12 protein-coding genes and 1 riboswitch are annotated in these 12,166 nt (G+C 67.1%); all 12 genes read left to right on the forward strand.

Features of this window, described 5'->3' with window-relative positions:
- Window positions 1-146: 146 nt before the first annotated feature.
- The gene (locus U5775_RS29435; RefSeq protein ID WP_322061640.1) at window positions 147-2,318 is read left to right on the forward strand and encodes an acetate--CoA ligase family protein; all 2,172 of its coding nucleotides are present in this window, start codon (window positions 147-149) and stop codon (window positions 2,316-2,318) included.
- A gap of 13 nt (window positions 2,319-2,331) precedes the next feature.
- The gene (locus U5775_RS29440) at window positions 2,332-3,525 is read left to right on the forward strand and encodes an acyl-CoA dehydrogenase family protein (protein ID WP_322061641.1); all 1,194 of its coding nucleotides are present in this window, start codon (window positions 2,332-2,334) and stop codon (window positions 3,523-3,525) included.
- Between the two features lie 18 nt (window positions 3,526-3,543).
- Window positions 3,544-4,689 carry an acyl-CoA dehydrogenase family protein gene (locus U5775_RS29445; protein WP_322061642.1) on the forward strand — a complete coding sequence of 382 codons (1,146 nt, stop codon included), beginning with the start codon at window positions 3,544-3,546 and terminating at the stop codon, window positions 4,687-4,689.
- The gene (locus U5775_RS29450) at window positions 4,686-5,849 is read left to right on the forward strand and encodes a thiolase domain-containing protein (protein WP_322061643.1); all 1,164 of its coding nucleotides are present in this window, start codon (window positions 4,686-4,688) and stop codon (window positions 5,847-5,849) included. The genes U5775_RS29445 and U5775_RS29450 overlap by 4 nt, the downstream gene beginning before the upstream one ends.
- 8 nt (window positions 5,850-5,857) lie before the next feature.
- On the forward strand, window positions 5,858-6,292 hold the full coding sequence (locus U5775_RS29455) for a Zn-ribbon domain-containing OB-fold protein (protein WP_322061644.1): 435 nt from the start codon (window positions 5,858-5,860) through the stop codon (window positions 6,290-6,292).
- Window positions 6,293-6,305: 13 nt separating this feature from the next.
- Window positions 6,306-7,541, forward strand: a complete 1,236-nt coding sequence (locus U5775_RS29460; RefSeq protein ID WP_322061645.1) for a CoA transferase — start codon at window positions 6,306-6,308, stop codon at window positions 7,539-7,541.
- Window positions 7,542-7,578: 37 nt separating this feature from the next.
- Window positions 7,579-8,577, forward strand: a complete 999-nt coding sequence (locus tag U5775_RS29465) for a protocatechuate 3,4-dioxygenase (RefSeq protein WP_322061646.1) — start codon at window positions 7,579-7,581, stop codon at window positions 8,575-8,577.
- Between the two features lie 73 nt (window positions 8,578-8,650).
- Entirely contained in the window at window positions 8,651-9,304 is a 654-nt protein-coding gene (locus U5775_RS29470) for an RraA family protein (RefSeq protein ID WP_322061647.1), read from the forward strand.
- Window positions 9,305-9,337: 33 nt separating this feature from the next.
- Complete coding sequence (locus U5775_RS29475; protein WP_322061648.1) at window positions 9,338-10,006, forward strand: RraA family protein; 669 nt, start codon at window positions 9,338-9,340, stop codon at window positions 10,004-10,006.
- Window positions 10,003-10,665, forward strand: a complete 663-nt coding sequence (locus U5775_RS29480) for a 4-carboxy-4-hydroxy-2-oxoadipate aldolase/oxaloacetate decarboxylase (RefSeq protein WP_322061649.1) — start codon at window positions 10,003-10,005, stop codon at window positions 10,663-10,665. The genes U5775_RS29475 and U5775_RS29480 overlap by 4 nt, the downstream gene beginning before the upstream one ends.
- A gap of 8 nt (window positions 10,666-10,673) precedes the next feature.
- The gene (locus U5775_RS29485) at window positions 10,674-11,450 is read left to right on the forward strand and encodes an enoyl-CoA hydratase/isomerase family protein (protein ID WP_322061650.1); all 777 of its coding nucleotides are present in this window, start codon (window positions 10,674-10,676) and stop codon (window positions 11,448-11,450) included.
- Window positions 11,451-11,490: 40 nt separating this feature from the next.
- Window positions 11,491-11,910 carry a PaaI family thioesterase gene (locus tag U5775_RS29490; protein ID WP_322061651.1) on the forward strand — a complete coding sequence of 140 codons (420 nt, stop codon included), beginning with the start codon at window positions 11,491-11,493 and terminating at the stop codon, window positions 11,908-11,910.
- A 127-nt stretch (window positions 11,911-12,037) separates the two neighbouring features.
- A riboswitch (Fluoride riboswitch) is annotated at window positions 12,038-12,102 on the forward strand.
- Window positions 12,103-12,166: the final 64 nt, after the last annotated feature.

Raw genomic sequence — 12,166 nt, forward strand, 5'->3', positions numbered from 1 at the left:
TGGCCCTGCACTAGGGGAAAACACCAGCCATCAAAAACACACTCTGGTGTATTGAGATAGCGCTTCTGGTATGCCAGAATGTGTCTCATCCGATCCGATTCCGGCACGCGAAGGCCGGCGTCCCTATCAAGAAGAGGCATGACCTGATGAGTAAGTCACTCCCCGATGCGGCCGGCCTGTTGCCCGTCGAACGCGTGCTCAAGCCACGCTCGATCGCGATCGTCGGCGCATCCGCCGATCCCCGCGCGTTCGGCAACTTCGTGCTGCAAAACCTCGAGCGTTTCGGCTATGCGGGCGAGATTCATCTCGTCTCGCGCAGCAGCCAGGAGATCAATGGCCGGCCCTGCGTGGCGAGCGTCGAGGCGCTGCCCGAGGGCATCGACCTCGCCGTACTCGCGATTCCAGAAGCGGGCGTGCTCGACGCCGTGCGCACGCTGGGGGCGCGGCGCGCCGGTGCGGCCGTGATCTTCGCCTCGGGCTACGCCGAAGCGGGCGAGCAAGGCCGCGCGAAACAGCAGGCGCTTACCGAAGCGGCCCACGCCGCGGGCATCGCGCTCATCGGCCCGAACTGCATGGGCTTCACGAACTTCGAGGCCGGCGTGCCGGTCACCTTCGAGGCCATCGCGCCGTATCCGTGCGCGGGCCGCCGGGGTGTGGGCGTGGTCGCGCAAAGCGGGGCGATGGCCGCGAACCTGCGCGACGCGTTCATGGGCCGCGGCCAGCCGATCACGGCAGCGGTGTCCACGGGCAATGAAGCGGTGCTCGGCATCGAGGACTATCTCGCGTGGTTCATCGCCGACCCGCAGACGAGCGCGATTGCCGTCTACGCCGAGCAGGTGCGCCGCCCGCAGACTTTTCTCGCGCTGGCGCGCGAGGCACGTGCGGCGGGCAAGCCGATCGTGATGCTGATGCCAGGCAAGAGCGCGCGGGCGCGCGAAGCGGCGCAGTCGCACACGGGAGCGCTCGCGGGCGACCATGCCACGGCGAGCGTGCTGCTCGCGCGCGAAGGCGTGGTGGTGGTGGATTCGTTGGACGAACTATTCGATACCACGACGATCCTCGCGCGCTTTGCGCTTCCCCCGGCGGCGGGCACGGCGGTCATGACCGCCTCGGGCGCGGTGAAGAACATCACGCTCGATTTCGCCGACGACATCGGCCTGACGCTGCCGCCGCTCACCGCGCCGACGCTCGAAAAACTCACCGCGCTGCTGCCCGACTTCGCCGTGGCCGATAATCCGCTCGATTACACGACGATCGGCGTGCGCAATCCGGGCCTGATCGGCGAACTGATCGACACCGTGCTCGCCGATCCGAACATCGGCAACCTCGTGCTCTCGATCATGGGCGGCCCATCGATCGCGCAGCGCGACAAGGCCGATCACCTCGTGCCCGCGCTCGCACGCGCGACGAAGCCGGCCGTGCTCGCCGTGATGGGCGACAACAACGCGCTCGAACCGTTCTTCGTGGAAGCGATTGCGGCGAGCGGCGTGCCGTTCTTCCGTTCGCCGGACCGCGCGCTGCGCGCCTGTGCGCGCGTCGCGGCCTATGGCGAGTCGCTCCAGCGCGCAGCGCGTGCGCAAGCGGTACCGCCGAAGGCGATCGCGCTGCCCGGTCCCGTGCCGGCCAATGGCATCTTCGCGGAATACCATGGCAAGCAATGGCTTGCCGCCGCTGGCCTGCCCGTGCCGCCGGGGCGTCTTGCCACGACAATCGACGAAGCGCTGAGGATTGCAGAGGAAATCGGCTATCCGGTCGTGCTCAAGGCCCAGGCGAGCGAGCTGCCGCACAAGAGCGACGTGGGCGGCGTGGTGGTGGGACTGGCCGATGCGAGCGCGCTGCGCGCGGGCTGGGACAAGCTGCACGCGAGCGTTGCCGCGCATCGTCCGGAACTGCAACTCGACGGCGCGCTCGTGGAGGCAATGGGGCCGCGTGGGCTCGAACTCGTGGTCGGCGCTAAGCGCGATGCCGAATGGGGCCCCGTCGTACTGGTGGGGCTGGGCGGCATCTGGATCGAGGCGCTCAAGGACGTGCGCCTGATTCCCGCCGACATGGCCGAAGCCGATATCGTGGTCGAGCTACGCCGCCTGAAGGCCGCCGCGCTGCTCGAAGGCGTGCGCGGCGCGGCAGGCGTGGACGTGGCGGCCATCGCGAAGGCCGTGGCCGCCATCGGCGCCCAGATGCGCGCGAACGAGCGGATCACCGAGATCGACGTGAATCCGCTCGTGGCGTATCCCGACCGGGTGCTCGCCCTCGACGCGCTCGTGGTATGCGGCGCACCTGCGCAAGACAGCGGCGCGCATGGATCGCATGGATCATAAGGAAAACGAATCAATGAGACTGGAATTCTCCGCAGAGGACGAGGCCTTTCGCGCCGAGGTGCGCGAGTTCGTCAAAAGCAACCTCTCGCCGGCGCTCAAGCGCAAGGCCGAATTGGGCCTGCGTCTGGAGCGCGCCGACTATGTCGAGTGGTACACGCGGCTCTACGAGCGCGGCTGGATCACACCGTCGTGGCCGACCGAGGCCGGCGGCCCCGGCTGGACGCCGCTGCAGCGCTATATCTTCGACGAGGAAACGCTGCTCGGCGGCGCGCCGCGCATCATCGCGAGCGGCATCAACATGCTCGGTCCCGTGCTCAATGCGTTCGGCACGCCGGAGCAGAAAGCGCGCTATCTGCCCGCGATCCGCCGTAGCGAAACCTGGTGGGCGCAGGGCTTCTCGGAGCCGGGCGCGGGCTCGGATCTCGCCAGCGTTCGGACCACGGCGGTGCTCGCCAAGGACGATGAGGGGGAGCATTTCATCGTCAACGGCCACAAGGTCTGGACCTCGTATGCGCACTGGTGCGAGATGATGTTCGCGCTCGTGCGCACCGACCCGCATGCGACGCCGCAGGAAGGCATCTCGTTCCTGCTCATCGACATGAAGTCGCCGGGCGTGGAGCTGCGGCCCATCCGCATGCTCGAAGGCGGCTCCGACCTCAACGAGGTCTATCTCGACAACGTGCGCGTGCCGGTCCAGAACCTCGTGGGCGAGCTGAACAAGGGCTGGTCGTACGGCAAGTATCTGCTGGGTCACGAGCGCACGGGCATTGCCGGCATCGGCTCGTGCAAGCAGCAGCTCGCGCGCGCGCGAGCGCTCGGCAAGCAGCAGGGCCTCGCGGGCGATCCGCTGTTCGAGGCGCGCGTGAGCCGCTTCGAGATCGAGCTGATGGCGCTCGAATTCACGGGGCTGCGCATGCTGAGCGCGAATCAGCAAAGCCGCGTGCCGGCAGTGGAAGCGTCGATGCTCAAGGTGCGCGGTACGGAGCTGCGCCAGGCGATCTACGCGCTGCTCGCGGACATCGCTGGGCCCGAAGGCATTCCCTTCGACGAGGCCGCGCTGCTCGATCAGGCGGGCCACGAGCCGCCGAGCCCCGAGGAACTGATCGGCGTGGCGGCCAATTACTTCGACGCACGCAAGCTGTCGATCTACGGCGGAACCAACGAAGTGCAGCGTAACTTGATCAGCCGCGCGTTCTTCAACGCCTGAAGCGGGACACGAACCATCATGGACTTTTCTCTGACTGAAGATCACGTCGCGCTGCAGAATGCGGTGCGCCGATTCTGCGACGGCGAATATCCCGCGCATCAGCGCGGCAATGCGGAAGACGCGGCGCTGGCTGCGCACCGCCGCCAGGGGCTAGCCGAACTCGGCGTGACGGGCCTCGCCATCGACCCGGAGCAGGGCGGCAGCGGCTATGGCGCGGTCGAAACGATGCTCGTCGCGCAGCAACTGGGCCGCGCGCTGGGCGGCGCGGGCTGGCTCGCGAGCGGGCTGCCCGCCGCCGCGCTGATTAGTGCTGTGGGCAATACTCAGCAGTGCTCACAATGGCTCGCATCGGCCGCCACTGGCGAAAAGGTGCTCGCGCTCGCCGTGAGCGAGGCCGATGCGCGCTACGACCTCGCGCGGCTTTCGGTGCGGGCGACGGAGACGGGCGACGGCTGGCGCATCGACGGCACCAAGACGCTCGTGTTCGACGGCGCCATTGCCGATGCCTTCGTGGTGGCGGTGCGCACCTCGGGCGAACGCGGTGATGCGCATGGCCTCTCGCTCTTTCTCGTCGATGCGAAGGCGCCGGGCATTGCGCTGCGCCGCTTTGCGACGGTCGATGCTCGCGAAGCCGCCCATGTGAGCTTCGCTAACGTGGTGGTGAGCAACGCCGATCTGATCGGCGAGGCCGACACTGCGTATGCACTGATCGAAGTGGCGCTCGACCGCGCGAACGCCGCGTTATGTGCGGAATCGGTCGGCGCGCTGGAGGCGCTGCTCGAACTCACTGTCGAGCATCTGCGCACGCGCACGCAATTCGGCGCGCCACTCGCGAAATTTCAGGCGCTCCAGCATCGCGTCGCCGACATGCTGATCGCGCTGGAGCAGGCGAAGTCGATGGCGTGCGCAGCGGCCACAGCCGTGGACGAGAACGATCCTGAGCGGCGCGGCCGCTTCGTTTCGGCGGCGAAGGCGTTTATCGGCGAGGCCTGCAAAAGCGCTGCCGAATGGGCCATTCAGTTGCACGGCGCGATGGGCATGACCGAGGAATGCCGCGCGGGTCACTACGCGAAGCGCCTCTATGCGATCAACATGACCTACGGCGACGCGAGCTGGCATCTGAACCGCTTCACGGCGCAGCGTCTCGCGCGGGAGGCCGCATGAGCCTGAACGGACAAGCGTATATCGTCGGCGCCTACGAGCACCCCACGCGCAAGGCCGACGATCTCTCCGTGGCCCGCCTGCACGCCGACGTGGCGAAGGGCGCGCTCGAGGACGCCGGCCTCACGAAGGACGATATCGATGGCTATTTCTGCGCGGGCGACGCGCCGGGCCTCGGCACCACGACGGTCGCCGAATATCTCGGGCTGAAGCTGCGCCATGTGGATTCGACCGAATGCGGCGGGTCCGCACCGATTCTCCATGTGGCGCACGCCGCGGAGGCGATCGCGGCGGGCCGCTGCAACGTCGCGCTGATTACGCTGGCAGGCCGCCCGCGTGCGGCGGGCGCCGCGCTCGCGCTCCGGGCACCGGACCCCGATGCGCCCGACGTGCAGTTCGAACTGCCGTTCGGGCCGGCCACGCAGAATCTGTATGGCATGGTCGCGAAGCGCCATATGTACGAATACGGCACCACGAGCGAGCAGCTTGCATGGATCAAGGTGGCGGCTTCGCACCACGCGCAGCACAACCCGCACGCGATGCTGCGCAACGTCGTGACGGTCGAGGACGTCGTGAATTCGCCGATGGTCGCCGATCCGCTGCATCGTTTGGACTGCTGTGTGATGAGCGATGGCGGCGGCGCGCTCATCGTCGCGCGGCCCGAGATCGCCAGGCAGCTCAAGCGGCCGCTCGTGAAAGTGCGCGGCACCGGCGAGGCGCCGAAGCATGCGGCGGGCGGCAAGATCGACCTGACCTGGTCGGCGGCGAAGTGGTCGGGCGCGGCGGCTTTCGAGGAGGCGGGCGTGAGCCCGGCCGATATCCAGTACGCGTCGCTCTACGACAGCTTCACGATCACCGTGCTGATGCAGCTGGAGGATCTGGGCTTCTGCAAGAAGGGCGAGGGCGGCCGGTTCGTGCAGGACGGCGGCCTGATTTCGGGCGTCGGCAAGCTGCCCTTCAACACCGACGGCGGCGGGCTGTGCAACAACCACCCCGCCAACCGCGGCGGCGTGACGAAGGTGATCGAAGCGGTGCGCCAGTTGCGCGGCGAGGCGCATCCCGCCGTGCAGGTGCCGGACTGCGGTCTCGCGCTCGCGAGCGGCATCGGCGGCGCACTGGCTTCGCGCCATACGGCTGCAACACTCATTTTAGAACGGGTATGACGATGAGGATGACTAATCAGAATCAGCCGGCGCAGAAGGAGACGGCGGCCAGGCCTGCCGGCCCGCGCCGGATCTCCGCGCCGCGCGCGCTGCCCGAGGCGCTGCCGTTCTGGGAGGCGGCGAAGGAAGGGCGCCTGCTGGTCAAGCGCTGTGCGGATTGCGGCGAGACGCATTACTACCCGCGCGATATCTGCCCGCATTGCCTGAGCGCGAACACCGCATGGATCGAGTCGACGGGCAAAGGCACGATCTACTCGTGCAGCACGATGGGCAAGGACGAGGCGCGCTACACGCTCGCCTATGTGACGCTCGACGAGGGCGTGACGATGCTCACCAGTCTCGTGGATTGCGATCCGTCTGCGCTCGCGATCGGCCAGCGCGTGCGGGTGGCGTTCAAGCCGAGCGACGGCGGCTATCCCGTTCCCATGTTTACTCCGGCCTGAGGAGAGCGCGCTCATGACCGCCGAACTCAACGATATTCTCAACGACACGCGTAAAGTCGTGCGCAGAGGCGCGCTGTCGCGCTTCACGATCATCGACGCCTCGCGCGTGCGCGCCGGCCCGACCGCGATGCGCCTTTTCGCCGACATGGGCGCGCGCGTCATCAAGATCGAGATTCCGCCCGGTGCGCCGGGCGGCGACGACATGATCGGCGGGCGCGACCACAATCGCGCCGATTACGAAAACCTCCATCGCAACAAGGAAAGCCTCACGCTGAACATGAAGGACCCCGCGAGCCGCGAGATTCTTCACGCGCTGGTCCAGCGCGCCGATGTGTTCATCGAGAACTTCCGCCCCGATGTGAAGGACCGTCTGGGCATTGGCCCCGATGCGCTGCGCGCGGTCAATCCGCGCCTCGTCTATGCGAGTATCTCGGGCTTCGGCCAGGACGGGCCCTATGCGAAGTGGCCGGGCTTCGACTCCATCGCGCAGGGCATGGGCGGCTTGATGAGCGTGACCGGCAAGCCCGGCGAAGGCCCGATGCGCGTGGGCATTCCGGTCGCGGACCTCTGCGCGGGCCACTTCTGCGCCATGGCGATTCTCACCGCGCTGCTCGAGCGCGAGGCGTCGGGCGAGGGGCAGTGGGTGCAGACGTCGCTGCTCGAAGCGCAGCTCGCGATGCTCGACTTCCAGGCCGCGCAATGGCTCGTGGACAAGAAGGTGCCGCAGCAGGTGGGCAACGAGCATCCGCTCACGGTGCCCACGGGCGTGTTCGAAACCCAGGACGGCTACCTGAATCTGGCCGCCATCGGCCAGACGATGTGGACGCGGCTGTGCGAGGCACTCGGCCTAGATCATCTCGCACGCGCGCCGGGCTTCGACTCCGATCCCGCGCGCGTGGCGAACCGCGAGGCCGTGAATCGCGCGGTGGGCGAGGCCTTCAAGACGCGCACGACGAAGGCATGGACCGACATTCTGATCAAGGCCGGCGTGCCTTGCGGGCCGATCCACCGCATCGACGAGGTGTTCGAGGACCCGCAGGTCAAGCATCTCGGCATGGCCTGGCCCGTCGAATTGCCGGGTAAGGGCCAGGTGTCGTTCGTCGGCCAGCCGTTCCGGCTTTCGCGCTATCCACGCGAGGCGTCACCGCGTCTTGCGCCCGAGCGGGGCGAGCACACCCAGGCGATTCTGCGCGAGCTCGGCTACGCGGACGAGCAGATCGAACAATGGCGCGCGGCGTTCGTGGTTTGAGCGCGGCGCGAAGCAACAACGCATGGAAGGAGAGAAAATGGCACGTCTCGTAGCCGCATTCGGCTCGTCGCACAGCATCATGCTGGTGTCGCAGCGCGAAGACTGGCAGCATGGTTTTCGCGCGGTCGACCCGAAAAATCCGCATTACTACGACAAGGCCGGCGATCGCGTGAGCTATGACGCGCTGCTCGAACGCGCACCGGCCAACTCCGGGGAAATGGTCACGCCCGGGAAAATGGGCGAGCGCTATGACCAGGCCGAAGCCGCGATGGACGAGCTGCGCGAGCGCATTCGCGCGGCGAAGCTCGACGTGCTGATCGTGGTAGGCGACGACCAGACCGAATTATTCAGAACCACGAACAATCCGGCGTTCGCGATCTACTACGGCGAGACGATCCGCAATGCGAAGCGCGAGACCGGGCCGAACGACAGCTGGTATGCGCGCGCCCGCACGATGCGCCAGGAGCCCGATGCCGACGTGCACTATCCCGTCAAGTCGGTGATGGCGCGCTGGATGATTGGCGAGCTTTGCGAGCGCGATTTCGACATCGCGGCCATGGATGGTCTCGAACGCGGGCAGTATGAGGGTCATGCGTTCTCGTTCGTTCATCGGCGTTATTTGCAGGGCCTCGACTTGCCCGTCATTCCCTTGATCGTGAACACCTTCGATCCGCCCAACCAGCCCACGCCGCGCCGCTGCATCCAGTTGGGCGCCGCGCTGGGCGAGCTGATCGAGGCGTATCCCGAGGACCTGCGCGTGGGCGTGCTCGCCTCGGGCGGTCTCTCGCACTTCGTGGTGGACGAGGAACTCGACAACGGCATTATCGAAGCGATTCGCCGCAAGGATAGCGCGTGGCTCGCCGCGCTCGATCCGAAGCAACTGCAGGCGGGTAGCTCGGAAATTCGTAACTGGATCATCGCCGTGGAGGCGGTCAAGTCGCTCGATCTCGAATGGGTGTCGTACACGCCGGGCTACCGTAGCCCCGCGCTCACGGGCACGGGGCTCTGTTTCGCTGCGTGGCGCACGCTGGCCTGATGGTCTGATCGGGCTTCATTCTGCGCGAACCATCGACGCACATTAATTTCGGAATACTACACAAGGTAACAGCATGGCTGATCAAAACGTACAGCGTCTGCGCCGGCTCGATTGCTGCGCCGTCTCGGACGCGCTCGACAAACTCAGGCTGTCCGGTGTCGTGAGCGGACTGCCGCAACGCTCGGGCGCGGGCCGCATCGCGGGCCGTGCGATCACGGTCAAGCTCGGCACCGGCGAGGCGCCGCCCGGACCACCCGTCCACCTGGGCTGCACCGCCGTCGAGCAGGCCGACGCGGACAGCGTGATCGTGGTCGAGCAGCGCAGCGGCGTGGAAGCGGGCTGCTGGGGCGGCCTGCTTTCGCTCGCCGCGAAAGTGCGCCAGGTCGCGGGCGTGGTGGCCGATGGCCCCGTGCGCGATATCGACGAAGCCATCGCCTACGAACTGCCCGTATTCAGCCGCGCGACCACGGCGCGCACGGCGCGCGGCCGCGTGGTGGAGAAAGGCACCCACGTGCCGGTGCAGATCGGCGAGTTGCGGGTGGAGGCGGGCGACTACGTCGTGGCCGACAACAGCGCCGTGATCTTCATCCGCGCGGCCGATATCGGCGTCGTGCTCGACACCGCCGAAACGATCGTCGCGAAAGAGGCCGCCATGGCCAAGGCGATTCTCGGCGGCACGCCGGTCGGCAAGGTCATGGGCGGCAACTACGAACACATGCTCGCCTGAGCCCATCCCCATCCACGCCCATCACGAGACACCATGAACACCCACGACAACCGCAACGTCGAGCGCGCAGGCAAGCTCGACACCGCCACGCTTTCCGATGCGCTCGACAAGCTCGGCATCAATGGCCAGTGCTACCGCATCAAGGCGCGCAGCACCGACTTCCGCCTCGCGGGCCGCGCCTGGACGCTCAAGTACGGGCCGGCCGCGAATCCGCCCGGCACGGTGGGCGACTATATCGACGACGTGCCGCCCGGCGCCGTGGTCGTGCTCGATAACGGCGGACGCGAAGACGCGACCGTCTGGGGCGACATCCTCACCGAGATCGCGCACCGGCGCGGCCTGGCGGGCACGGTGATCAACGGCATTTGCCGCGACGTCGCGCTGTGCCTGAAGCTCGGCTATCCCGTGTTCAGCCGCGACCACTGGATGCGCACCGGCAAGGACCGCGTGCAGGTCGAGGCGACGCAGGTGCCCGTCAATATCGGCGAGGCGCGCGTGCAGCCCGGCGATATTCTGCGCGGCGACGCCGATGGCGTGATCGTGATTCCGCGCGAGCACGAAGACGCTGTGCTCGACGCGGCGGAGGCGATCCACCATGCGGAGGAGGCGATTCGCGCGGCGTGCCGCGGCGGCATGCGCCTGGACGAGGCGCGCAAGCAGTTCAAGTACCACCAACTTCAGACGCGGGAGCAAACGGCATGAAAGAGCACGATTCGGCGACGACGATTCGGACTGCCATCGAACGCGTGAACGCTCAAATCGTCGAGACGGCGCGCAGCCTGCCCGCGGCGACGCTGCACGAAGCCGGCGGCAAGATCGGGGCACTGCCCTCGGCGATCAAGGCGGTGGCGCCGGGCTTCAGGATCTGCGGGACGGCGGTTACCGTGCACTCGCCGGGCGGCGACAACCTCTGGCTGCATCGCGCCCTCGTGCTCGCGCAGCCCGGCGACGTGCTCGTGGTCTACACGAGCGGTGTCTACGAGCACGGCTATTGGGGCGAAGTCATGACGACGGCGGCGAAGGTGCGCGGGCTCGCGGGGCTCGTGATCGACGGCGCCGTGCGCGACGCGGACCTGCTCGAATCGATCGGTTTCCCGGTGTTTTCGCGTGGGCTCTCGATTCGCGGCACGGGCAAGGACTATGGCGCGATCGGCTGGATCAACGAGCCGGTGATGATTGGCAACGTGACGGTGAGCGCGGGCGATCTGATCGTCGGCGACCGCGACGGCGTGGTTGCCATCCCGCGTGAGCGCGCGGCGGACGTGGTCGCGAAGGCGGCGCAGCGCGAAGCCGACGAAGCCGCGATCTGCAAACGCATCGAGGCCGGCGAGAGTACCATGCAGATCTACGATTTCCACTGAGCCCCACGATGACTGACAATCCTACGTGCTCACCGGGCGAGGCGCCGGCGCTCGCCGTGGTCGGCGCCATAGCGACCATCACGCTGCGCCGCCCCGAAGTGGCGAACCGGCTGGACCCCGAGGACCTCGTCACGCTGCGCCGATTCATCCGCGAAGTGAACGCGCGGCGCGAAGTGCTCGTGCTGCGGCTCTACGGCGAGGGGCGCCATTTCTGCTCCGGATTCAATATCGGCAACGTGGCGGACGGCAACGCGGGGGCGAGCTTCGAGGCGCTCGCGAACGAACTCGAAGCGGCGCGCCCCGTGACGATCGCCGCGATCAACGGCGGCGTTTATGGCGGCGCGACCGATCTCGCGCTCGCGTGCGACTTTCGTATCGGCGTGCAGACGAGCCAGATGTTCGTGCCGGCCGCGCGCCTTGGCTTGCTGTTCTATCGCGGCGGCATGCAGCGCTATGTGTCGCGGCTCGGGCTGAACATGGCCAGGAAACTGCTGCTCTCGGCCGCCACGCTCGACGCCGCGCAGATGCACGCATGCGGCTTTCTCGATACGGTCGTCGCGCCCGAAGCCCTGCATGCGGAGGTCGAACGGCTCAGCGCCGAGCTGGCCGGCATGGCGCCGCTCGCGCTGCTCGGCATGAAGAAGCACCTGAACCGGATTGCGGGGGGACGCTTCGACGAACACGAGTTCAGCCGCGACGTCGCGGAGGCGGATGCCTCGCAGGACCTGCGCGAAGGTGCGCTCGCCTGGAAAGAGAAGCGCAAGCCAGCGTTTTGCGGCAAATAGAAAGATGTGTACACAACGATCTAGATAAAACAATCGAATCATGACAATCGACGATAGCGAGATTCGCAGGCGCATATACGGAAGCGACGATGGCGCGCCACCCATCACGACGACGCTCGGCGGCGAGTTCCTTTCGTTCGACGAGAGCGCACTCGAAATCGTCTATGCCGGCGCGCCGTCGTTCCTCAATCCCGCGGGCAACGTGCAGGGCGGTATGCTTTGCGCGATGCTCGACGACGTGACGGCCACGCTCGTCAGCTCGACGGTGGCGGACGGGGAGCATTGCGCCACACTGAGCCTGAATGCGGCGTTCTTGCGGCCGGCGAAGCCTGGCCGCCTGCTGGGCCGCGCGACGCTGGTGCGGCGCGGGCGCGGCGTATGCAACGTCAACGGCGAACTCTGGCAGGACGACAAACTCGTGGCAACGGCTTCGGCGGTTTGCATGATCGTCGCCCGATGATGTTGTATCGTGCGCCCAAGGTGGAGGCGGGCGCGGAAGTTGCGGCATCTATCGGCGGCCATCCGAGTTCGCCCCCTGAAGTACATACTTCCGGCGACACTTGTAAGCCCGGCTGCGTCAGCGTAAACTGCATGCGGGAGATGGCATTCCTCCCTAAAACCGCCCCGCGGGGCTAATGATGCCTACAGGCCTGGGAACAGGCATGTAGGCGTGCGCGCAAACCGCGTTACCCCTCGTCATGTCTGTGCCGCGATTG

The sequence above is a fragment of the Paraburkholderia sp. J63 genome (genome assembly GCF_905220245.1).
GTDB lineage: Bacteria > Pseudomonadota > Gammaproteobacteria > Burkholderiales > Burkholderiaceae > Paraburkholderia.